The following is a 21,805-nucleotide window of genomic DNA, read 5'->3' as shown; positions in this document are numbered from 1 at the left end:
AGGTCAGGAGACGCCGAGAGCGCTGAGGTACGCGTCGGCGAGGACCGCGTGGCCGGGCAGGTACGGGTGGACCCGGTCGTCGGCCCAACGCGTCGACGGACTCACCGCCAACACCCGGTCGAACGCCGCCTGGTTGGGCACGTGCACCGCGTCGAACTCGGTGGCCAGCCCCGCCACGACCGCCGCGTACCGGTCGGTGTCGGCGCGTTGCGGGACACTCCGGTCGGCCTCGATGAAGAACGGGTCACCGAGGATCAGTCGGCAGCCGGTGGCGCTGACAGCCCGACGGAGCAGGTCACGCAGGGTGCGCTCGTACTCCTCGATGCCAACCGCCTCGTCCGGCCGGTCACCGTAGTGCCGCCAGACGTCGTTGATGCCGATCATCACCGCGAGCCAGTCGGGGCGCTCGGCGATGGCGTCGTCGTCCCAGCGTGCGGCCAGGTTCCGCACCGTGTCACCGCTCACACCCCGGTTGACCCACTCCAGCTCCAACTCGGGGTGCCGCGCGTCGACCAGGGCGCGCACGAGGCTCACATATCCGCTGCCGTAGGGCGCGGCGACGTCGCGTCGACCACAATCGGTGATGCTGTCTCCGATGAAGACCACCCGTTGCCCGGTCCGCAGGATCATCCGCCGCCACCTCGCGATCACCGGCGCGCCGGACCGCCCGGCTTGGTGAGAACCGGCGGAACGCGCTATCTTCAACAGTTCGAAGGCACAAAAAAGAACGGCTAAAAGCCGTTCCTGCAAAGGATTCTAATCATTAGGGAGACGGCTTGTCAAGGCACTCCGGCGGTTCCGGCGAATTGCCGCTCGACGACGAGATCGGTCGCGAGCAGGGGTACGTCTCGATGCTCTACAACCGGCTGGACCAGCTGCGTGAACAGGCCACCCACCGGCTCACCGCCGAGCTGCACAACACCGGCGGCACCCTCCAGGACCGCTCGCAGCGCGACAGCTCGGTAGCGATGTACGCCGATCAGGTCGAACAGTTCTCCGCCGTGGAGAACGGGCTCTGCTTCGGCCGTCTCGACGGCGACGACGACAGCAGCCGCTACATCGGCCGGATCGGCATCTTCGACACCAGTGGTGACTACGACCCGCTGCTGATGGACTGGCGGGCGCCCGCCGCCCGCCCGTTCTACCTCGCCACCGCCGCCAACCCGCAGGGCGTACGCCGTCGCCGGCACCTGCGTACCCGGCAGCGCAAGGTGACCGGGCTCAACGACGAGGTGCTCGACATCGACACCGCCTCCCCCGGCGCCCACGAGGAGCTGACCGGTGAGGCGTCGCTGCTCGCCGCGCTCAACGCGGGCCGTACCGGCCGGATGCGCGACATCGTCGAGACCATCCAGGCCGAACAGGACGAGATCATCCGCGCGGAGCTTCCGGGCGTGATGGTGGTTCAGGGCGGCCCCGGCACCGGCAAGACCGCTGTCGCGCTGCACCGGGCGGCCTACCTGCTCTACACACACCGCCGGGAACTCTCCAGCCGTGGCGTGTTGCTGGTCGGCCCGAACGCGACCTTCCTGCGCTACATCTCCCAGGTGCTGCCGACGCTGGCCGAGACCGGCGTGCTGCTGCGTACCCAGGGTGATCTCTTTCCCGGGGTGAGCGCCCAACGGACCGAGCCCGCCGAGACCGCGGCGCTGAAGGGCCGGGCGGTGCTGGCCGAGGTGTTGGCGCTGGCCGTCCGGGATCGGCAGTGGGTGCCGGACGAGCCGCTGGAGATCGAGGTCGAGCGGGAGACGCTGACCCTCGACGCGGAAATCGTGCGGGCTGCCCGGGACCGGGTCCGCCGCGTCGACCGACCGCACAACCTGGCCCGCGCGTTGTTCGACGTGGAGATCGTGCACGCGCTCGCCGACCAGGTGGCCGAACGCATCGGCGCCGACCCGCTCGGCGGGGACAACCTCCTCGACGAGGCGGACCGGGCCGAGATCCGCCGCGAGTTGCGCGAGGAGACGGAGATCCAGGCCGCCCTCGACCGGCTGTGGCCGGTGCTCACTCCGCAGCGGCTGCTCGCCGATCTGTACGCCGACCCGGACCGGATCGCCGCCGCCGCGCCGATGCTCAGCGAGGACGAGCGCGCGCTGCTGCGCCGCGAGCCCGGTGGCTGGACGCCGGCCGACGTCCCGCTGCTGGACGAGGCCGCCGAACTGCTCGGCGAGGACGAGCGCGCCGCCGCCGCCCGGCGCGACCGCATCCGGGTGATGGAACGGGAGTACGCCGAGGGCGTGCTGGAGATCGCCCGGGGTTCCCGCTCGATCGACGTCGAGGACGAGGCCGAGGGCGGTGAGATCCTCGGCGTGACCGACCTGATCGACGCGGATCGGCTGCTGGAGCGGCAGGAGGAGGCCGACCGGCTGACCACCGCGCAGCGGGCCGCCGCCGACCGCACCTGGGCGTTCGGCCACGTCATCGTGGACGAGGCGCAGGAGCTCTCGCCGATGGCCTGGCGACTGCTGATGCGCCGCTGCCCGAGCCGGTCGATGACGATCGTCGGGGACGTGGCGCAGACCGGCGCGCTCAGCGGCACGCCCTCCTGGGCGGACGCCCTGGCCCCGTACGTCGAGCAGCGGTGGCGGCTCACCGAGCTGACGGTCAGCTACCGCACCCCCGCCGAGATCATGGCGGTCGCCGCCGACGTACTGGCCGAGATCGACCCCGCGCTGCGGCCACCGCGCTCGGTGCGGGAGAGCGGCGTACCCCCGTGGGACCGGACGGTGCCCGACGGGCGGTTGGCGGCGGAGTTGGTCGCCGAGGCCACCCGGGAGGCGGCCGGGCTGACCGAGGGCCGGCTCGGGGTGCTCGTGCCGGCCGGCCGGGTGGGCGAGTTGGGCGCGGCGGTGACCGCCGCCCTGCCCGAGGCCGCCGTCGGCGAGCATCCGGAGTTGGAGAGCCGGGTGGTGGTGTTGACAGTCGCGCAGGCCAAGGGGTTGGAGTTCGACTCGGTGCTGGTGGTCGACCCGGACCGGATGGTGGCCGAGTCGCTCCGCGGACGCAGCGACCTCTACGTGGCCCTGACCCGCGCCACCCAACGCCTAGGCGTCCTCCGCCCGGCGAGCTGACCACAAGAGCCCACCGCCCCCAGCGAGCAGTCGCTCGGCGGGGGCGGTGGGTGGGGTCAGTCGTTGGATCTGTCCCTGATGGACTTTGCCGGACCCGTCGCGGAGGTGGACTGGTCGCTGGTGCCACCACCCATCGGGGTGCTGAGGCCACCGGTGGTGGCATCGCCGGTGGTGGTCGGTGCGACAGTGCCCGGGTGTCGCTCCGGCTGCCGGGCCACCCGGCGTACGCTCGCCGGCCCGGCGGTGCCACCGGTGGTGGTCACCGCACCCTGTCCGCCGACGGGACCACCGTCGCGCAGCACCTGCGGGTCGATCCGTTCCTTCGCCGGATCGAACGGGTCATCGCGCTGGATCTGACTCTCCACATCGGTGCGGGGCACAGTCACCTCGTCGAGGGCGCCCTTGCCGTACACGCCGCCGGCAATCCGATCCTCGGCCTCGCGGGCGGCATCCTGCCGCATGTCGTCCTCACGCACGTCCATCACCTCGCAGAAGCTGTGGAACTGACTGCGTGCCCGGCCATCGGCCGACCAAACCCGGCCTGACCGGGAGGTCGTCCACGGCGGTTCACCCTCACGCCGCCCGCTGGCCGCCTGCCCGCAGTCCGAGATGTCCATGCTGTCCCGCGACCGGTGGGAGATGCCCGCCGGCAGGAGGGGATGACAGCGTGCGCACAGTACGCCGTACCGCCGTCGCGGCCCTGGTGGCCGCGACGGTGACGACCGGGCTCGCGGTGCCCGCCCAGGCGAAGCCACGACCGGACCGGACATTCGACGTGCAGGCTCACCGGGGTGGCCTCGGGCTGCGGGTGGAGAACACCCTCGCCTCCTTCGGCAACGCCCTCCAGCTCGGGGTGAGCACCCTCGAACTGGACGTGCAGATCACCGAGGACGGCCAGGCCGTCGTCACCCACGACCGCAAGGTGACCGGCACCAAGTGCGTCGACACCACAGCGGTGACGCCCGGCGACCCGGAGTTCCCGTACGTCGGGAAGTACATCAACACGCTCAGCCTGGCCCAGGTGCGCACGCTCGACTGCGGCTCGAAGACGCTGTCGGACAAGCCCGGCCAGCTCGCCGTCCCCGGTGCCCGGATGCCGCTGCTGCGTGAGTTCTTCGCGCTGGTCAACCGCTACCAGGCGAAGGACGTGAAGCTCAACGTCGAGACCAAGGTCGAGGCGGGCGCGCCGACCGAGACCGCCCCCCGTGAGCAGTTCGTCCGGGTCACCGCGGGCGAGATCCGCGCCGCCGGGCTGCTCAGGCAGGTCACCATCCAGAGCTTCGACTGGGGCGCGCTGATGCGCATGCGTCAGGTCGAGCCGAAGTTGCCGCTGGTCGCCCTGACCAACTACGACTTCCTCCAGACCGGTCAGCCGGGTGCCTCGCCGTGGCTGGGCGGGCTGGACATCGACGACTTCGGCGGCGACCCGATCAAGGCGATCCGCAGTTTCGGCGCCAGCGCCTTCTCGCCGGTGCACGGGTTCCCGCAGAACGGCACGGTCACCGACCCCGGCTACAAGCCGTACGTCACGAAGGAGATGGTCGCCCAGGCGCACCGTTACGGGATCAAGGTGATCCCGTGGACCGTCGACGACGTGCCGACCATGACCAAGCTGATCGACGACGGTGTTGACGGCCTCATCACCGACTACCCGGACCGGTTGCGGGGCCTGTTGGCGCAGCGCGGCTACCGGCTGCCGAAGGCGTACAGCGCGCCGTTCGACATCCAGGCGCACCGGGGCGGTCGGGCCACCCGGCCGGAGAACACCCTGCCGGCGTTCGCGAACGCGCTGTCCAACCGGGCCATCTCCACCCTGGAGCTGGACACCAACGTGACAGCCGACGGCAAGCTCGTGGTGCTGCACGATCGCACCGTCAACGGGTCGCACTGCGTCGACACCGCCCCGGTGCGCCCGGGAGACCGGAAGTTCCCGTACGTGGGCAAGCCGGTGCACGAGTTGACACTGGCGCAGCTCAAGACCGTGGACTGCGGCACGAAGACGCTGCCCGAGCTGCCCGCCCAGGTGCCTGCGCCCGGTGCCCGGATCCCGACCCTGGACGAGGTGTTCGCCCTGGTGAAGGCGAGTGGCCGCACCGACATCGGAATGAACATCGAGACGAAGATCAGCCCGGTGGTGAACGACACCGAGCCGTACCGCAGCTTCACCCGCAAGCTCGTCGACGCGATCCAGCGGGCCGGCTTCACCAGCCGGGCCACCATCCAGTCGTTCGACTGGCGCACCATCACGTACGCCCGGCAACTCGACCGGCGGATCGGCACTGTCGGCCTGGTCTGGCAGTACGGTCCGGCCGAGTGCGCGACCCTCGCCGACGAGTGCTCGCTGGAGGCGGTCTACGGCAACCCGTCGGTGAAGAGCCCGTGGACCGGTGGACTGGACTGGTGGAAGTACCAGGACCTCGGCAAGCTGACCCGGGCTGCGGGCGCTGGCACGGTGTCCGCCAACTGGCAGGTGCACGACCCGAAGCAGGGCACTGTCGCCTCGACCGACTGGTACCTGCGGGAGAACCCGGCATACTTCCACGGACCGGACGTTCGGACCCTCCAGACGCGCTACGACCTGAAGGTCATCCCGTACACCGTCGATGACGCCACCGTGATGCAGCGGGTCATCGAGCTGGGCGTCGACGGCATCATCACCGACGACCCCGGCCTTCTGGTGAGCGTGGCGATCCGCAACGGCCTGCGCTGACCCGTCGTCCACCCGATCGCCGGCCGGATTTTTCCGGCCGGCGATCGGTGTTACCTGCTCCGGGGCCTCGGGTAGTCGGGGGTTGTCCCCGCCACGAAAGCGAACCGTGCCGTGGCCGACACGCGGTAGCGGGGCGAGGGAATGCAGGTACGACTCATCGCATCCTGAGGAGGACAGATGAGCACGCAGGCTGCTTCCACCCGGCCGATGAACCGGCCCATGAACGACCCGCAGAATCCCGCTCAGATGCGGGACATGCAGACCCAGCAGATGCCGGTCATGCATGACGGGCGCCGCAACGACATGCAGGCACCCGGTACGGAGACCAAGCAGGCGTTCAAGACCACCGAGTTCTGGATCTACCTGATCGCGGTGGCCGCCGTACTGGGCGCGTCGCAGGTCGTTGGTAAGAACTCCGCAGGGGTGGACATCTTCCGGGCCGACAACGCCTGGTTCCTGATCACCCTGCTGACGCTCGGCTACCTCGGTAGCCGTGGCCTCTCGAAGGCCGGCAGCAACTGGCGCAGCAGCGAGGAGCGCAAGGCCCGGCACTGACCTCTTCACAGTGCACGGTGGCCTCCGGGAGAATCTCCCGGAGGCCACCGTCGCGTTCGGTCCGACTACTCGTCGCCGCCGAAGTCGCCGCCGAAGTCGCCCTCGAACGCGTCCTCGATCATCTCGCCGGCGACCATGCCGCCGGCGACACCGAGCGCCGCCCCGGCCACCATGCCGCCCATGCCGTGCCCGCGGCTGTGCCCGTGGCCGTGGCTCGGGCCGTACTGGGAGCGCAGGCTGCCGTAGCGGGACGTGGTCTCGCGCAGCCAACCGTCGACGACCTGCGCCCAGTCCACCCGGTCAGCGTCGGTGTGCGCCACCTGGTAGCGACCGAACGCGTCGTGCCCAGCGCTGAGGAACCCACCGCGCTTGTCGCACTCCAGGATGACCTCCACACCGCGCTGGCTGGTCACGAAGGTCAGCTCGACCTCCCGGATGGTGCTGGCGTACTGCGGGGAGGCGAAGAACTCGATCTCCTGGTAGAACGGCAGCGTCTGCTGCACGCCCCGGATGTGCCCACGCTCCAGGTCGGCGTGCTTGAACCGGAAGCCGAGCCGCTGGAACGCCTCCAGGATCCGCTCGTGCACCGGCAGCGGGTGCACCGCCACCTGGTCCAGGTCGCTCTTGTCGACCGCCCGGGCGATCGCCAGCTCGGTGCGCAGACCCATCGTCATGCCGTGCAGGCGCTGGCCGTACACGTCGGTGATCGGGTTCTCCCACGGCACCGGCAGCTGGAACGGGATCGAGAGCTGCTGCTTCGGGGCGAGCTGGAGCGGACCACTGACCGCCATGCGGTGGAACTCCATCGTGCCCGCGTACTCGGTGTCGTGTCCCTCGACCTCGACCCGGGTGACAAGGCCGATCACCACCTGCTCGATGGCTGCCTCAGCGTCACCACCGACGAGGTTGACCTGCCCGTCGAGGGTCAGGCCGGGGCGGGTGTTGGGGTTGGTCAGCACGGTGTCCACGCTGGGACCGCCCACACCGAACGCGCTCAACATCTTCTTGAAGACCATCGAAACTCCTGTGCGACGCCGACCGCTCCAGGCTGGAGTCGGACGTTGACTCGAACGGCACCCTATCCAGCACCCCTGTGAGGTGGCTGTGAAGCGCCAAGCCGGCGCCGCCGGCGTCGACGCCTCTTGATCGACTCGGAGCCACGATCACCAGCTCGGCCTACCGATGTCCGCCTCTCGCTCAGCGCCAGCGGAGGGCGGATGTCAGTCGACGAGCCTTTGGAGCTGATGTCGGAAACGAATCAGGTGTTCGACCTGCCGCTGTGCAGCCCACCGCACCGGCGACTGGTCAGAGCGTCGGCGGCGGCGAGGGCCGCCAAACGCGCCCGAGGTCGAGCCCCCACACTGTTGCATGCCGAAAGACGGCACCAGCAGAGGTGTCGACTCGCTTTCCCGGAAGTCGGGGTGTCCTGGCCGCGGTGACACCCCGACTTCCAGCAACCCGAGTCGATCACGCATCAGGGCGCGAAAGCGCCGTCCTTCACCCCGTTGACGAAGGCCGTCCAGCCGCTTACCGGGTAAACGAGGGTCGCCGCAGCGCGATCCTTGCTGTCGCGCACCGCCACTCTGCCGGAACCATCCAGGACCGGCCCAGCCTCGACACAGTTGCCGCCGTTGTCGGGGCTCCTGGTGCTGATATGCCAGGCGATGGGCATGGACTCGCTCATGACAGCTCCTCCGCGAGTGCTGCAATCAGCTTCGCCGACTCGTTCGCGCTGAGTGCGGCCTCCCGGAGGCGATCGTACGCGCGGACGTAACGCAGGGCTCTGTCCGACTCGAGAAAAAGCCGCCCTCCGAGGGTCTCCGCATGGGCCACATCGGAGTATGGGGCGGGCATTTTGAAGAGCCAGAACGTGCCGTCCAAGCCCCCGTGCAGCCCGAGCGTGAGCGGGACGACGCGAATCTCGACACTGGGTCTCCTAGCGGATTCTGCGAGGTGGGCGAGTTGAGCGATCATCACGCTCTTGCTCATCACCGGCCGCCGTAGCGCGGCTTCCTCGATGATGACGGCGAGTCCCGTCGGCGAAGGGCCGCCCAAGAGCCGCTGTCGGTCCATGCGGAGTTGTACCCACTTGCGGATTTCCACCTCGCTCGCTGAGCTTGGCTCTGCGTTCCTGATGACTGCTTCGGCATAGTCACGCGTCTGGAGCAGGCCGGGGATCAGGAGCGCGGCATAGGTGCAGACCTGTTCGGCTCTCGACTCCAACCAGGGGAAATCGATGAACGAGGTGTCATAGATCGTCCTGTCGAGGTTGCTGTCCCAGCGGTCGATCCGCCAGGCATCCTGGGTGAGCTGGATCAGGCGGTCTCTTTCCCGCTCGTCGTAGACGCCGTAAAGATCAAGCAACGCGACGACGAGTTCTCTGCGGAATGGCCACTCGGCTCGTTCGTAACGTGCCAGCGACGAGAAGTCCCGCTCCAGATACTGAGCGACGTACTTGAGGGTCAGGCCACGTCGCTCCCGCAGCTCACGCATCTGCTGGCCTAGCCACTGAGCACGCAGGGTTCGGACGAATGGCTCTCTGCTCGCGGCCATGCTCACCTCTCCAGGCACCGATTAACGATTCCGTTGGTGTCGTTGCACCAACAGCGAGGCCACTGGAAACGTGGCCTTCGGGTGAGGGTGATCGCCGGCTCCCGGGGATGACCGGTGCAAACACGGCAACCGCGGCTGCGCCAACAGCCGAGAAGGTGACGAGAGACGGCCTCGCGAGTGGCAGTCGCATACCGGCTCTCGTCGGGTCTTAACTAGAGCGTCGGGATGCGTGAATCCCGGCTCCGAACCGACTTGAACGAATATCTACCACGGCGAAGGGCGCGTTCGCGACCCTGACCCGCCCATCGGTCGACGACGCGCGAGGTGACGAATGACCCGAGGCACGCTCTACGACGGCACGTTCCACGGCGCGGCTCGGCTGGCTCGGCTGCACCCGAGTCAGGTCCGCGACCGGCAGTTCACCGTCGTCGGTTTCGGCCGACGGGGCCTGGACCCCGCTGAGGTACGACGGTTCCTGCACCGGATCGCACTCGACCTTGCGACGTTGCACCACGATGTCGCTCGGCTCAGCGAGGAGAACGTCCGGGTCAAGCGAGCGCTGCGCGACTGGCAGAGCGCCTGGTCCGAGCGGCGTCAGCCATGAGCCCTGGATGGGAGCACCAGTACAGCGGGCTCTTCACGCCGCTGCCGCGGTTCGCCGTCGAGGCGTACACGGAGAGGCCCCGGCATGTGATCCACCTGCCGGTGGCGGTCGCCGACCTGGCTGGGGCATTGGACCTGGCGCGGACGCTCGCCCGCTCGCTGGCCTCCACACCGCAGGTCGACCTCGGCGGCACCACGGTGTCGACCGAGGACGCGCAGCACGTACGACATTGGGTCTTCTGCGACCGACTCCTGCCCGATCGCCGCCGCTGCGGGCGGCACGCCGACCACGTCGGTGCCTGCCTGCCGGACGACGATCCATAGACCAATACGACACGGCAACCGTGGACGAGACGCGTGGATGCCAGGAGCAACGACAGGCCGACGAGGCGAAGGTCCAGGTCAGCCGCTGGGAACCGCCGGAAGATCTTCCGCATCTCGGTGAGTATTCGGAGATTCACTGGCAGGCGCGCGCATGGAGAGGTGGGGGTCGAAGGGCGGGTGGCCGGCCGCTGTCAGGTCGGCGTGGCGCTCGACTCGGCCGGCGCGCTCGGCGCCGGCCTCGGTGCCCTGACCGTCGCGGTGATCAACCAGGCGAGCGCGGCCAGCAGCGCCACGAGGCCGGCGGGGACCAGACCCCAGGGCAGGGCACGCGGCGACAACGTCCATGCCTGCCGGGTGTCGGCGAGTACGCGTGGCTGTCGAGCCGAGGCCGGGACGGCCACCTCCCACTCGTACGCGCTGCTGGGCTCGTCGTCGATGACCTTCCAGGACTCCTGGACGTCGACGCCGTGGATCGGCCCCTGCTGCCCGCGGCCGCCGCGGGTCCAGTTGCCGACGCACCGGCTGTGCATGGCCTCCAGCCGATCGTGGGTCACATAGCAGTGATCGACGGTCGCCCGGGTCTGGTCGGCGGGCCACAAGCCGGCCACCCAACTCAGCATCCCGACGAGGGCCAGGCCCACGACGACGATCGCAGCGAATCGCACCTTGACCGCGTGCATGCCTCGCTCCACCTTCCGCGATCTTGCATTTTCTGTGACGACTTAAGGGGCATTCCACGCATCTCGACGACCGAAACTGCAAGATCGGCGCGGCATGCTGGGCGGGGCGCCGCAGCCCTAGTCGGGTTCCACGATCACCAACTCGCCGACCTGTTCGCCGATCGTCGTGCGCGCCTCGGTCGGCAGCCCACGGTCGGTGATCAGCACGTCGGCGGCCTCCAGTGGGGCGATGGTGGCGATGCCGATCGTCTCCCACTTGGTGTGGTCGGCGAGCACCACGAGCCGACGGGCCGCGCCGATGAGACACCTGTTGACCCCGGCCTCCAACAGGTTGGGCGTGGTGAACCCGGTTCGTGGGCTGAGGCCGTGCACGCCGAGGAAGAGCAGGTCGACGTTGAGCGCGCTGATCGCCGCCTCGGCCACCGGCCCCGTCAACGCGTCCGACGGGGTGCGGATGCCACCGGTCAACACGACGGTCTGGTCGGCGCGCGGGTTCTGGTAGAGCGCGTCGGCCACCGGGATCGAGTTGGTCACCACTGTCAGCCCGCGTACGTCGGAGAGCAGCGTGGCCAGCGCGGCGGTGGTGGTGCCGGCGGAGAGCGCGATGGCCATCCCCGGCTCCACCATCGTCGCCGCCCGCTCGGCGATGGCCCGCTTCTCCGCCTGCTGGCGGATCGACTTCGCGGCGAAGCCGGGTTCCTCGGCCGAACCCGGCCCGGCGAGGGTCGCGCCGCCGTGCACCTTGTCGACCAGGCCGCGTTCGGCCAACACCTCCAGGTCACGTCGGATCGTCATGTCGGACACGCCGAACCGACTGACCAGGTGACTCACCCGCACCCCGCCGCGTTGGCGGATCAGATCGAGGATGGCGGTCTGCCGCTGCTGGGCGAGCATGGGGGGAACCTCCTTCGCGCCGTGACTGTCGTCAGAATCAGGTCCGATCCTCACGGACGACCGCCACCTCACCGGCCGGCAGTGCCAGCTCACCGGCGCAGTGCCCTCCGGCCAACAGCTCGACGCCGTGCGCCGGCAGGCGTACCTCGGTGTCGGTGTGGTTGACCGCGAACAGCCAGGTCCGGTCGCCGTCGCGGCGGCGGACCACCTCCACCCCGGACGGCGCCGACACCGCCGGGCGGACGCCGGCCTCGGCGAGCAGCCGGGCCACCAGCCGATCGGTGGCCGGCTCGTCCAGCCGGGTGCCGACATACCAGGCGGCGCCGTCGCCCACCCGGTGTCGGGTCAGCGCCGGCACGCCCGGCAAGGGCCCATCGGTGTACGACGCGAGCACCTCGGCGCCGTCGGGATGCACCCACTCGGTCCACACGTCGGCGGTGCCACCGTCGTCGAGGTGGACCTGCTCGCCCTCGCGCAGCGGGAAGAACTCCTCGGTCCGGATGCCGAGCAACTCCCGGAACGCGCCCGGGTAGCCGCCCAGCCGGATGTGGTCGTCGGCGTCGACTATGCCGCTGAAGTAGGTGACCGCCGCCGTGCCACCGGCCGTGACGTACCGCTGCAGCGCGTCGACGTCGGCGTCCCTGACCAGGTAGAGGGTCGGCACCAGGACCAGCCGGTAGCGGCTGAGGTCGGTCGACGGGTGGACGATGTCGGCGGTCACGCCGGCTCGCCACAGCGAGCCGTACAGGGCGTTGAGCCGGTCGGCGTAGGTGACGTCGACGCTGGGGTGCGAATCCAGCTCGACACCCCACCACGCCTCCCAGTCGAACAGGATCGCCACGTCGGCGTCCACCCGGCTGCCGCGAACCTCCGCGAGGGCCTTGAGGTCCGCGCCGAGCTGGCAGACCTCGCGGAACACCTTGGTGTCCGGGCCGGCGTGCGGGACCAGCGCGGAGTGGAACTTCTCCGCGCCGGCCCGGGAGGCACGCCACTGGAAGAAGAGCACGCCGTCGGCGCCGCGGGCGACGTGCGCGAGGCTGTTGCGGCGCATCTGCCCGGGCAGCTTGGCCACGTTGCGCGGCTGCCAGTTGACAGCGCTGGTGGAGTGCTCCATCAGCAGCCACGGGTTGCCGCCGGCGACGCCCCGGGTGTGGTCGGCGGCGAGCGCCAGCCCGAGGTGTGCCTGCGGGTCGGCGGCGGTCAGGTAGTGGTCGTTGGAGACGAGGTCCACGTCGGACGCCCAGGAGTGGTAGTCCATGTGCTTGATCCCGAGGCCGATCATGAAGTTGGTGGTGATCGGCTGCCGGACCAACGTCTGCAACACCTCGCGCTCGGCGCGCAGTTGGGCGCGCTGCTCGTCGGAGGAGAACCGCAGGAAGTCCAACTGCTGCGTCGGGTTGGCGAAGGTCAGCGCGGCGCGCGGCGGGTTGATCTCGGCCCAGTCGCCGTAGCGCTGGCTCCAGAACGCGGTGCCCCAGGCATCGTTGAGCCGGTCCAGGTCGCCGTAGCGCTCGCGCAACCAACCGCGGAACGCCTCGGCGCTGACGTCGCAGTAGCAGTGCACGTTGTGGCAGCCCAGCTCGTTGGAGATGTGCCACATGACCACGGCGGGGTGCTCGGCGTACCGGCCGGCGACCGCGCGCACCAGCTCCAGCGACCGCTCGCGGAACACCGGTGAGCTGGGGCAGTACGCCTGTCGTCCGCCCGGCCAGAGGATCGCGCCGTCGGCCCGGCGGGGCAGGATCTCCGGGTGCGCGCGGGCCAACCACGGTGGGGGGCTGGCCGTGGCGGTGGCCAGGTCGACCTGGATGCCGCCGGCGTGCAGCAGATCCAGCACGCGGTCCAGCCAGCCGAACTCGAACCGCCCCGGGGTGGGCTCCAGCAACGCCCAGGAGAAGATGCCGACGGAGACCAGGTTGACCCCGGCCTGGCGCATCAGGTCGACGTCCTCGGACCAGGTTTCCTCGGGCCACTGCTCGGGGTTGTAGTCGCCGCCGAAATAGATGCTGTCACCCTGCCATCGCCGCATGACAGCTGAGGGTGCACCCGCTGGTCGGTGGAAGTCAACAGGTTCCAACATCGAGCTTCTTTCCAACGTTTACCAGGTAACGGCCGTGTCACGACTGGGTTATCAGAGGCGAACTGCCCTCTTGACAGCGCCCGACCGCAGGGTAGCTTGAGGCCCCAATGGCCGTTCGTGTTCGCCAATGTGGATTCTCGGTGGATCTCAATGTGTGATCACGGCGTTGGACCTGCCCTCACCACCATGAGGCCCTTGGGCGTAGCTCCTTCTCATCCGCAGGAGGCACAGATGTCCCGTCCCCAATCCCAAGCCGAGTACCTGGCTCGGCTCGTACCGCCCTCAGTCGCCGGCATCAACCGACGGTCGTTGCTGGCCGGCGCCGCCGGCACGGGCGCGCTGCTCGGCACCGGCCTGCTCGCCGGCTGCGGCGACGACTCCGGCTCCGGCGGGTCCAGCAAGGACGTGTCGCTCGGCTCGAACCAGTCCGACCCGAAGCCGAAGGACGTCATGGTCAAGGTCACCGACGGCTTCAAGACCTCGTCCGGGGTGCAGGTCGCGGTCAATACGGTCGACCACAACACGTTCCAGGAGAACATCAACAATTACCTACAGGGCAAGCCGGACGACGTTTTCACCTGGTTCGCCGGCTACCGGATGCGCTTCTTCGCGCAGAAGGGCCTGGCCAGCGACATCAGCGACGTGTGGGGCAAGCTCTCCGGCTACTCCGACGCCTTCAAGAAGGCATCCACCGGCGACGACGCCAAACAGTACTTCGTACCGGCGTCCTACTACCCGTGGGCGGTCTTCTACCGCAAGTCGGTGTGGCAGCAGCGCGGCTACGAGGTGCCCACCACCCTGGACCAGCTCACCGCGCTCAGCGCTCAGATGAAGAAGGACGGCCTCACCCCCATCGCCTTCGCCGACAAGGACGGCTGGCCGGCGATGGGCACCTTCGACATCCTCAACCTGCGCATCAACGGCTACCAGTTCCACATCGACCTGATGGCCGGCAAGGAGACCTGGACCTCCGACAAGGTCAAGAAGGTCTTCGACACCTGGGCCGGCCTGCTCCCCCTGCACCAGCCGGACAGCCTCGGCCGCACCTGGCAGGAGGCCGCGCAGTCGTTGCAGCAGAAGAAGAGCGGCATGTATCTGCTCGGCCTCTTCGTCGGTCAGCAGTTCAGCAACGAGGAGCAGAGCGACCTCGACTTCTTCACCTTCCCCGAGATCGACCCGGCCATCGGCGCCAAGGCGCTGGACGCCCCGATCGACGGCTACATGATGGCGCGCAAGCCCAAGAGCGAGGACAACGCGCGCAGGCTGCTGGAGTACTTCGGTGGCAAGGACGCCGCGAACATCACTGTCAAGAACGACCCGGCCACCCTGGTGGCCAACGGCAGCGCCGACGTCAGCGGCTACACAGCGCTGCAGAAGAAGGCCGCCGAGCTGGTCGGGTCGGCCACCGAGATCGCCCAGTTCCTCGACCGGGACACCCGGCCGGACTTCGCCTCGACGGTGATCATCCCGGCGCTCCAGCAGTTCATCAAGGACCCCAAGGACATCGGCGGGCTCACCTCGTCCATCGAGAACCAGAAAAAGTCGATCTTCACTGACTGACGGCGGAAGGGGGAGGACATCGTGTCCGACCTGCCCCTGATCCAAGCGGATCGCGCCGTGCCGCCGCCGGCCGCGACCACCTCGACTGGTGGTCGTCGCCGGCGGCTACGGCTCCTGTCCCGCACCGACCGCGTGGTCATCACGCTGATGGTGCTCGTCCCACTGCTGCTCGTCACCGGGTTCGTCTGGTTGCCGGCGGCGGCCACCGTGCTGCTCTCCGGCACCAACTGGGACGGCATCGGCCCTCTCAACGAGATCGAGTTCGTCGGCGCGCGCAACTACAGCGACGTGGTGAACATCTACCCGCCGTTCGTGCCGGCGGTCCAACACAACCTGCTGTGGCTCGCGGCGCTCTTCGTGGTCGCCACCCCGTTCGGCATGTTCCTGGCCGTGCTGTTGGACAAGGAGCTGCGCGGCAGCCGCTTCTACCAGACCGCGCTCTACCTGCCGGTGGTGCTCTCGCTGGCGCTCATCGGCTTCGTCTGGCAGCTGCTCTACTCCCGGGACCAGGGCCTGATCAACGCCGTCTTCGGCAGCAGCATCGACTGGTACGGCGACTCGAACGTCAACATCTGGGCGGTCATGATCGCCTCCGGGTGGCGGCACGTCGGGTACATCATGCTGCTCTACCTTGCCGGCCTGAAGGGTGTCGATCCGTCGCTGCGCGAGGCGGCGGCGGTCGACGGCGCCTCGGAGAGCCGGACGTACTTCCGGGTCGTGTTCCCGGTCATGCGGCCCATCAACATCATCGTGCTGGTGGTGACCGTGATCGAGTCGCTGCGCGCGTTCGACCTGGTCTGGGTGGTCAACAAGGGCCGCAACGGGTTGGAGCTGATCTCCGCGCTGGTCACCCAGAACGTGGTGGGTGAGGCGAGCCGGATCGGCTTCGGCTCGGCGCTGGCAACGATCATGCTGGTCGTCTCGCTGGTCTTCATCGCCATCTACCTGGCGACCGTGATGAGGGAGAACCGGGAATGAGCGTCGACACTCCGGTCCGCCGCCGCAAGAAACTGACCCCGTTACGGATCCTGCTGCACGGCTTCCTCATCGTCGTCTCGCTGGCCTGGCTCTTCCCGATCGCCTGGGCGGTGCTGACCTCGCTGCGCTCGTACGACTACACCGCCGCGAACGGCTACGTCTCCTTCGGCGGCTGGACCTTCGACAACTACGTCACCGCCTGGCGGACGGCGGAGTTCGGGCAGCACTTCCTCAACTCGGTGTACATCACAGTGCCGGCGGTGCTGCTGACGCTCTTCCTCGCCTCCTGCGTGGCGTTCGTCATCGCCCGGTTCAGTTGGAAGCTCAACCTCGTCCTGCTCGGGATCTTCACCGCTGCCAACCTGCTGCCCCAGCAGGCGCTGCTCATCCCGCTGTTCCGGCTCTTCACCGAGGTGCCGCTGCCGGAGTTCATGAGCGACTCGGAGCTGCTCTACGACAGCTACTGGGGCCTGATCCTGATCAACGTGGCCTTCCAGTGCGGGTTCTGTGTCTTCGTGCTCAGCAACTACATGAAGGCGCTCCCCCGCGACCTGTACGAGGCGGCGATGGTCGACGGGGCGAGCATCTGGCGACAGTACTGGCAGGTCACCATGCCGCTGTGCCGGCCGGCCCTGGCCGCACTGGCGACGCTGGAGGTGACCTGGATCTACAACGAGTTCTTCTGGGCCACCGTCCTCATGCGCACCGGCGACAAGTTCCCCGTGACCAGCTCGCTCAACAACCTGCGCGGTGAGTTCTTCACCGACAACAACCTGGTCTCGGCGGGCAGCGTGCTCGTCGCGATCCCCACCCTGGTGATCTTCTTTATGCTCCAGCGGCACTTCGTTCGGGGCCTGACCTTGGGAGCCTCCAAAGGATGACGATCCTGCACCTGCGCCGCGCGCTGACCAGCCTGGTGCTCGACGCGCGCGGCCCGGGGCTGCCCCGGGTCGTGCACTGGGGCGGCGACATCGGCGACCTCGACGACGACGGCCTGCGCCAGCTCACCGACGCGACAGTACCGCCGGTGGTGCCGAGCAGCTTCGACGAGCCGACAGTGCTGTCAGTGCTGCCGGAGGCGAGCGCCGGCTGGAGTGGACGGCCCGGTCTGGCCGGGCACCGCGACGGGGCCGACTGGTCCACCGCGTTCCGGCTGGACGGCCTCGACGTCGACCAGCCCGCCGACGGACCGGCCCGGGTGACCGTCCGGGCGTCGGACCCGGCGGCCGGGCTGGCAGTGACCATCGAGATCACGCTCGACCCGCACGGCCTGCTGACCGTTCGGCACCGGCTGCGCAACGACGGCGACAGCGCGTACGAGCTGCGGGAGCTGACGCCGGTGCTGCCGGTGCCGGCGGTCGCCACCGAACTGCTCGACCTGACCGGCCGGTGGTGTCGGGAACGGTCCCCGCAGCGGCACCCGTGGCAGCACGGCGCCTGGGTCCGCGAGAGCCGACACGGCCGTACCGGGCACGACGCCACACTGCTGCTGGTGGCCGGCACCACCGGGTTCGGCTTCGGCCACGGCGAGGTCTGGGCGGTGCACACCGCCTGGAGCGGCGACCACGTCACGTTCGCCGAGCGTCGGCCCACCGGCGAGTCCACAGTCGGTGGCGGCGAGCTGCTGGCCCCCGGGGAGATCCGGCTCGGGCCCGGCGAGTCGTACGAGACTCCCCTGCTCTACGCGGTCTGGTCCGACGCCGGGCTGGACGGGCTCAGCGACGTGCTGCACACCCACCTCCGGGCCCGCCCCGGACACCCGCGCTCCCCCCGCCCGGTCACCCTCAACGTCTGGGAGGCGGTCTACTTCGACCACGACCTGGACCGGCTGCGGGCGCTCGCCGACCGGGCCGCGCAGATCGGCGTGGAGCGGTTCGTGCTCGACGACGGCTGGTTCCGCGGCCGGCGCGACGACACCGCCGGGCTCGGCGACTGGTACGTCGACGAGGGCGTCTGGCCGGACGGCCTGCAACCGCTGATCGAGCACGTCGCCGGCCAGGGCCTCCAGTTCGGCCTCTGGGTCGAGCCGGAGATGGTCAACCCCGACTCGGACCTGTTCCGCGCGCACCCCGACTGGCTGCTCGCCGTGCCGGGGCGGCTGCCGCCGGCCTGGCGTCACCAGCAGGTGCTCGACCTGGGCCGCCCCGAGGCGTACGACCATGTGCTGGAACGCCTCGACACGCTGCTCACCGACCACCCCGGCATCCGGTACCTCAAGTGGGACCAGAACCGGGATCTCACCGAGGCCGGGCACCACGGCCGCCCCGGGGTGCACGGGCAGACCCTGGCGGTCTACCGGCTCCTCGACGAGCTGCGCGATCGACACCCGGGTCTGGAGATCGAGAGCTGCTCGTCCGGCGGGGCCCGGGTTGACCTGGCCATCCTGGCGCGCACCGACCGGGTCTGGGCCAGCGACTGCAACGACGCCCTGGAACGGCTCAGCATCCAACGCTGGACGGGGCTGCTGCTGCCACCGGAGCTGATCGGCACCCACGTCGGCCCGGAACGCTCGCACACCACCCACCGCGTACACGACCTGGGTTTCCGGGCGGCGACCGCGCTCTTCGGCCACCACGGCATCGAGTGGGACATCGCGTCGATCAGCGCCGGCGAGCAGACCGAGCTGGCCGCCTGGGTGGCACTGCACAAGCGGCTGCGCCCGCTGCTGCACGCTGGCCGGGTGGTCCGGGTCGACCACCCGGACCCGGCCGTCTGGGCGCACGGCGTCATCGACCACGACAACACCCGAGCGGTGTACGCGGTGGCCCGGCTGACCACCTCCGTGACCCAGGTGCCCGGCGCGGTGCGGCTGCCCGGCCTCGACCCGGGCCGGCGGTACCGGGTACGACAGGTGTCCGGCGTCCCTGCTCCGGCGAGTATCGACCTGTCGCCGCCCACCTGGCTGGCGAGTGGTCTGACTCTCAGCGGGGGGGCGCTGGCCCGGGTGGGTGTGCAGCTGCCCGCCCTGCACCCGGAGCAGAGCCTGGTGCTGGAGGTCGACGCCGTCGACTGAAAAGATTCTGGAGAATCGTCGGCCGGGGTGTCGAGAACGGCGGGGCCTGCTTCTACCTCAGTGTGAGAGCACCGACGAGGGTGCGCGGGCGTGAGGAGCCAACCATGAAGTACATGCTGCTGATGCAGTTCAGCGCAGCCGGGACCGACTTCCCGAGCATCGACACGTGGACCCAGGACGAGGTCCGGGCGCACATCGCCTTCATGGGCGAGGTCAACGACAAGCTCACCGCCGCCGGCGAGTGGGTCGACGGGCAGGGCCTCGGCGGCCCGCAGCAGGCCCGCATCGTCCGCGCCGGTGAGGGCGGGGCCCCGGTGGTCACCGAGGGGCCGTTCGCCGAGACGAAGGAGTTCCTGGCCGGCTTCTGGATCGTCGACTGCGAGAGCCCGCAGCGGGCCGTGGAGCTGGCGGCGCACATCTCCACGGCGCCCGGCCCCGGCGGCCGGCCGCTGAACATGCCGATCGAGGTGCACCCGGTGATGTCCGCCCCGACCCAGGAGCTGTGAGGGCTGAACACCGATCCCCGCATCGAGGACCTGCTGCGCGAGTTGGCGCCGCAGGTCCTCGGCGTGCTCAGCCGCCGCTTCGGTGACTTCGCCACCGCCGAGGACGCGGTGCAGGAGGCGCTGCTGGCCGCCGCCACCCAGTGGCCGACCGAGGGGCTGCCGGCGAACCCCCGGGGCTGGCTGATCCAGGTCGGTTACCGGCGGATGATCGAGCTGGTCCGCGGTGAGCAGGCCAGACGCCGCCGGGAGGACTTGGTCGCCCGCCGGGACCCGGACGACCAGCGGTACGCGCCAGCCTCAGACGAGGAGTTGACCGCCGAGCGGGACGACACGCTGGTGCTGCTCTTCCTCTGCTGCCACCCGGCCCTCGCGCCGACGTCGGCGGTGGCGCTGACCCTGCGCGCCGTTGGCGGGTTGAGCACGGCCGAGATCGCCCGCGCGTTCCTGGTGCCCGAGGCGACGATGGCGCAGCGGATCAGCCGGGCCAAGCAGCGCATCCGGGCATCCGGGCTGCCGTTCCGGATGCCCGAGCCGGCGGAGCGGTCGGACCGGTTGATCGCCGTACGGCAGGTGTTGTACCTGGTCTTCACCGAGGGGCACACCAGCACCACCGGCCCGGACCTGCGCCGCGTGGACCTCGCGGCGGAGGCGATCCGGCTGACCCGCGCGCTGCACACGCTGCTGCCGAACGACAGCGAATCGGCCGGGCTGCTGGCGCTGATGCTGCTCACCGAGGCACGCGGCCCGGCGCGGACGGGGCCCTCCGGCGAGCTGATCTCACTGGCCGATCAGGACCGCAGCCGCTGGGACGCGACGGCGATCGCCGAGGGCGTCGCACTGGTCACCCGGGCCCTGCCGCGCGGGCCGGTCGGTCCGTACCAGGTGCAGGCCGCCATCGCCGCTCTGCACGACGAGGCGTCGAGCACCGAGCAGACCGACTGGCCGCAGATCCTGGCGCTGTACGAGGTACTGGAACGGCTGGCGGGCAGCCCCGTGGTGGCGCTCAACCGGGCCGTGGCGACGGCAATGGTGCACGGCCCGGCCGCCGGCCTGGCCGCCCTCGACGAGTTGGCCCACGACCCGCAACTGGCCGCACACCACCGGCTGGCCGCCGCCCGCGCCCACCTGCACGAGATGGCCGGTGACCAGGCCCAGGCGATCGCCGACTACCGGGCCGCCGCCGCCCGCACGAGCAGCCGCCCCGAACAGCTCTACCTGACCATGCGAGCTGCCCAACTGGCCACCGAGTCCGCTGACCTGCCGTGAAGCCACGGACCAAGTGCCGCCTGGCGCAACCAGCCGGCTTCACCCGCCTTGGCGGCGGCACGACGCCACGGCGACGGCCCGGCGGCCCGGCGGCGGCCCGGCGGCCCGGCGGCGGCCCGGCGGCCCGGGCGGCAGCGCGGCTCGGGTTAGCGGCGGCGCGGCTCGGGTTAGCGGCGGCGCGACCCTACCGAGACTGGGGTGAGCGGGTGTGCTTGGCGTCCTTTGGAGCTGATGCCGTAAACGATTCATCCACCGGGGCGGGTGCCGGGCGCACGGCAGATCCAGTGGGCGACGTCTGATTTATTAGTGAGGCTGATTCGCCAGTTCGTCTGATTTGTTGGCGAGGCTCGCTTCATCGCCACACCCGATTCGTTTGAGACATCAGCTCCAAAGGACTTCTGCGACATGTGCCGGGGCCGCACGGGTGCCGCCTCAACGGGCCGCGCGGACGCCACGTCGGCGGGCGGCACGGACGCCACGCAGACGGGCGGCACGCACGCCACGCAGACGGGCGGCACGCGCCCCACGCAGACGGGTCGACTCGACGTCGACCGGGCGTGGGCGGGGCGGCCGGACGGGGACAGTACCGGCACTAGCCTGGGTAGCGACGAGCTTCATCGACCACGAAGCACCGAGGGGACGCATGGCGTACGTGCTGTTGGGGATCGCCATCCTCGCCGAGGTGATGGCGACCAGCCTGATCAAGAGCACCGCCGGGTTCAGTCGCCTGTGGCCGACGGTGGCGTGCCTGGGCGGCTACGCGGTGGCTTTTCTCCTGCTGGCCCAGGCTGTCAAGGAGATCCCGGTGGGGGTGGCGTACGCCCTCTGGTCGGGTCTGGGCACCGCGGCCATCGTGGCGATCGGGGCCGTGTTCCTGGGTGAGTCGGTGGGGCTCGCGAAGCTCACCGGCATCGCGCTGATCATCGCCGGGGTGGTGATCGTGAACCTGTCCGGGCAGCACTGACCGGGGCGGGTTCCGGTGGCCGGGTCCGACGCGGACCCGACCACCGGT

The 21,805-nt window shown here is 69.8% G+C and carries 20 protein-coding genes; 12 read left to right on the top strand and 8 right to left on the bottom strand.

Translation table 11 applies throughout. The features are described from left to right. Positions 1-3: 3 nt before the first annotated feature. Positions 4-630, bottom strand: a complete 627-nt coding sequence (locus tag ABZS40_RS20280) for an SGNH/GDSL hydrolase family protein (protein WP_354944804.1) — start codon at positions 628-630, stop codon at positions 4-6. Between the two features lie 146 nt (positions 631-776). Here ABZS40_RS20280 and ABZS40_RS20275 point away from each other — a divergent pair, with 146 nt between their 5' ends. Continuing rightward, positions 777-3,071: an ATP-binding domain-containing protein gene (locus ABZS40_RS20275; RefSeq protein WP_354944803.1), complete on the top strand. Its 2,295-nt coding sequence runs from the start codon at positions 777-779 to the stop codon at positions 3,069-3,071. 56 nt (positions 3,072-3,127) lie between these two features. Here the strand turns inward: ABZS40_RS20275 and ABZS40_RS20270 are convergent, their stop codons facing one another. After that, positions 3,128-3,547 (bottom strand): hypothetical protein, encoded by a 420-nt coding sequence (locus ABZS40_RS20270; protein WP_354944801.1) that lies wholly within the window; start codon positions 3,545-3,547, stop codon positions 3,128-3,130. Between the two features lie 191 nt (positions 3,548-3,738). On the opposite strand from ABZS40_RS20270, the gene ABZS40_RS20265 reads away from it, so the two are divergent. Continuing rightward, positions 3,739-5,781: a glycerophosphodiester phosphodiesterase family protein gene (locus ABZS40_RS20265; protein WP_354944800.1), complete on the top strand. Its 2,043-nt coding sequence runs from the start codon at positions 3,739-3,741 to the stop codon at positions 5,779-5,781. A 177-nt stretch (positions 5,782-5,958) separates the two neighbouring features. Further along, positions 5,959-6,336: a hypothetical protein gene (locus ABZS40_RS20260; protein WP_354944799.1), complete on the top strand. Its 378-nt coding sequence runs from the start codon at positions 5,959-5,961 to the stop codon at positions 6,334-6,336. Positions 6,337-6,401: 65 nt separating this feature from the next. Here the strand turns inward: ABZS40_RS20260 and ABZS40_RS20255 are convergent, their stop codons facing one another. The 3 genes from ABZS40_RS20255 to ABZS40_RS20245 form a co-directional block, all read right to left on the bottom strand. Next, positions 6,402-7,352, bottom strand: coding sequence for a sporulation protein (locus ABZS40_RS20255; protein WP_354944798.1), 951 nt, complete (start codon positions 7,350-7,352; stop codon positions 6,402-6,404). Positions 7,353-7,810: 458 nt separating this feature from the next. After that, on the bottom strand, positions 7,811-8,020 hold the full coding sequence (locus tag ABZS40_RS20250; protein ID WP_354944797.1) for a DUF397 domain-containing protein: 210 nt from the start codon (positions 8,018-8,020) through the stop codon (positions 7,811-7,813). After that, complete coding sequence (locus ABZS40_RS20245) at positions 8,017-8,889, bottom strand: helix-turn-helix transcriptional regulator (protein WP_354944964.1); 873 nt, start codon at positions 8,887-8,889, stop codon at positions 8,017-8,019. The genes ABZS40_RS20250 and ABZS40_RS20245 overlap by 4 nt, the downstream gene beginning before the upstream one ends. Positions 8,890-9,220: 331 nt before the next feature. Between ABZS40_RS20245 and ABZS40_RS20240 the strand changes: the two genes are divergently transcribed. Then, positions 9,221-9,493 carry a DivIVA domain-containing protein gene (locus ABZS40_RS20240; RefSeq protein ID WP_354944796.1) on the top strand — a complete coding sequence of 91 codons (273 nt, stop codon included), beginning with the start codon at positions 9,221-9,223 and terminating at the stop codon, positions 9,491-9,493. Positions 9,494-9,579: 86 nt separating this feature from the next. Continuing rightward, on the top strand, positions 9,580-9,816 hold the full coding sequence (locus tag ABZS40_RS20235) for a hypothetical protein (protein ID WP_354944962.1): 237 nt from the start codon (positions 9,580-9,582) through the stop codon (positions 9,814-9,816). Positions 9,817-10,007: 191 nt separating this feature from the next. Here the strand turns inward: ABZS40_RS20235 and ABZS40_RS20230 are convergent, their stop codons facing one another. From ABZS40_RS20230 to ABZS40_RS20220, 3 genes are all read right to left on the bottom strand, one after another. Beyond that, positions 10,008-10,496 (bottom strand): hypothetical protein, encoded by a 489-nt coding sequence (locus ABZS40_RS20230; RefSeq protein WP_354944794.1) that lies wholly within the window; start codon positions 10,494-10,496, stop codon positions 10,008-10,010. A 117-nt stretch (positions 10,497-10,613) separates the two neighbouring features. After that, entirely contained in the window at positions 10,614-11,390 is a 777-nt protein-coding gene (locus ABZS40_RS20225) for a DeoR/GlpR family DNA-binding transcription regulator (RefSeq protein WP_112675483.1), read from the bottom strand. A 37-nt stretch (positions 11,391-11,427) separates the two neighbouring features. After that, on the bottom strand, positions 11,428-13,419 hold the full coding sequence (locus tag ABZS40_RS20220) for a beta-galactosidase (protein ID WP_354944792.1): 1,992 nt from the start codon (positions 13,417-13,419) through the stop codon (positions 11,428-11,430). A 282-nt stretch (positions 13,420-13,701) separates the two neighbouring features. Here ABZS40_RS20220 and ABZS40_RS20215 point away from each other — a divergent pair, with 282 nt between their 5' ends. The 7 genes from ABZS40_RS20215 to ABZS40_RS20185 all read left to right on the top strand — a co-directional run bounded on the left by ABZS40_RS20215 (position 13,702) and on the right by ABZS40_RS20185 (position 21,757). After that, on the top strand, positions 13,702-15,030 hold the full coding sequence (locus ABZS40_RS20215; RefSeq protein ID WP_354944791.1) for an ABC transporter substrate-binding protein: 1,329 nt from the start codon (positions 13,702-13,704) through the stop codon (positions 15,028-15,030). Positions 15,031-15,051: 21 nt separating this feature from the next. Beyond that, positions 15,052-16,008, top strand: coding sequence for a sugar ABC transporter permease (locus ABZS40_RS20210; RefSeq protein ID WP_354944790.1), 957 nt, complete (start codon positions 15,052-15,054; stop codon positions 16,006-16,008). Next, entirely contained in the window at positions 16,005-16,889 is an 885-nt protein-coding gene (locus ABZS40_RS20205; RefSeq protein ID WP_354944789.1) for a carbohydrate ABC transporter permease, read from the top strand. The genes ABZS40_RS20210 and ABZS40_RS20205 overlap by 4 nt, the downstream gene beginning before the upstream one ends. Beyond that, positions 16,886-19,021, top strand: a complete 2,136-nt coding sequence (locus ABZS40_RS20200; RefSeq protein WP_354944787.1) for an alpha-galactosidase — start codon at positions 16,886-16,888, stop codon at positions 19,019-19,021. The genes ABZS40_RS20205 and ABZS40_RS20200 overlap by 4 nt, the downstream gene beginning before the upstream one ends. A gap of 104 nt (positions 19,022-19,125) precedes the next feature. Next, a complete protein-coding gene (locus tag ABZS40_RS20195; RefSeq protein ID WP_354944786.1) occupies positions 19,126-19,527 on the top strand; it encodes a YciI family protein in 402 nt (133 codons plus the stop codon). A 3-nt stretch (positions 19,528-19,530) separates the two neighbouring features. After that, positions 19,531-20,793, top strand: coding sequence for a sigma-70 family RNA polymerase sigma factor (locus tag ABZS40_RS20190; protein WP_354944961.1), 1,263 nt, complete (start codon positions 19,531-19,533; stop codon positions 20,791-20,793). Positions 20,794-21,436: 643 nt separating this feature from the next. After that, positions 21,437-21,757, top strand: a complete 321-nt coding sequence (locus tag ABZS40_RS20185; protein WP_354944784.1) for a multidrug efflux SMR transporter — start codon at positions 21,437-21,439, stop codon at positions 21,755-21,757. Positions 21,758-21,805 lie beyond the last annotated feature (48 nt).

The organism is Micromonospora sp. NPDC005324 (assembly GCF_040607155.1).
GTDB lineage: Bacteria > Actinomycetota > Actinomycetes > Mycobacteriales > Micromonosporaceae > Micromonospora > Micromonospora trifolii.
Note: the sequence above shows the minus strand (reverse complement) of the source record. Positions and strands in the feature narration are given on the sequence as shown.

Excerpts from the sequence above, each read along its gene's own strand:
- ABZS40_RS20280 (WP_354944804.1), bottom strand. The coding sequence starts at position 630 with ATGATCCTGCGGACCGGGCAACGGGTGGTCTTCATCGGAGACAGCATC.
- ABZS40_RS20260 (WP_354944799.1), top strand. The coding sequence starts at position 5,959 with ATGAGCACGCAGGCTGCTTCCACCCGGCCGATGAACCGGCCCATGAAC.
- ABZS40_RS20255 (WP_354944798.1), bottom strand. The coding sequence starts at position 7,352 with ATGGTCTTCAAGAAGATGTTGAGCGCGTTCGGTGTGGGCGGTCCCAGC.
- ABZS40_RS20250 (WP_354944797.1), bottom strand. The coding sequence starts at position 8,020 with ATGAGCGAGTCCATGCCCATCGCCTGGCATATCAGCACCAGGAGCCCC.
- ABZS40_RS20245 (WP_354944964.1), bottom strand. The coding sequence starts at position 8,889 with ATGGCCGCGAGCAGAGAGCCATTCGTCCGAACCCTGCGTGCTCAGTGG.
- ABZS40_RS20240 (WP_354944796.1), top strand. The coding sequence starts at position 9,221 with ATGACCCGAGGCACGCTCTACGACGGCACGTTCCACGGCGCGGCTCGG.
- ABZS40_RS20230 (WP_354944794.1), bottom strand. The coding sequence starts at position 10,496 with ATGCACGCGGTCAAGGTGCGATTCGCTGCGATCGTCGTCGTGGGCCTG.
- ABZS40_RS20225 (WP_112675483.1), bottom strand. The coding sequence starts at position 11,390 with ATGCTCGCCCAGCAGCGGCAGACCGCCATCCTCGATCTGATCCGCCAA.
- ABZS40_RS20220 (WP_354944792.1), bottom strand. The coding sequence starts at position 13,419 with ATGCGGCGATGGCAGGGTGACAGCATCTATTTCGGCGGCGACTACAAC.
- ABZS40_RS20215 (WP_354944791.1), top strand. The coding sequence starts at position 13,702 with ATGTCCCGTCCCCAATCCCAAGCCGAGTACCTGGCTCGGCTCGTACCG.
- ABZS40_RS20205 (WP_354944789.1), top strand. The coding sequence starts at position 16,005 with ATGAGCGTCGACACTCCGGTCCGCCGCCGCAAGAAACTGACCCCGTTA.
- ABZS40_RS20200 (WP_354944787.1), top strand. The coding sequence starts at position 16,886 with ATGACGATCCTGCACCTGCGCCGCGCGCTGACCAGCCTGGTGCTCGAC.
- ABZS40_RS20195 (WP_354944786.1), top strand. The coding sequence starts at position 19,126 with ATGAAGTACATGCTGCTGATGCAGTTCAGCGCAGCCGGGACCGACTTC.
- ABZS40_RS20185 (WP_354944784.1), top strand. The coding sequence starts at position 21,437 with ATGGCGTACGTGCTGTTGGGGATCGCCATCCTCGCCGAGGTGATGGCG.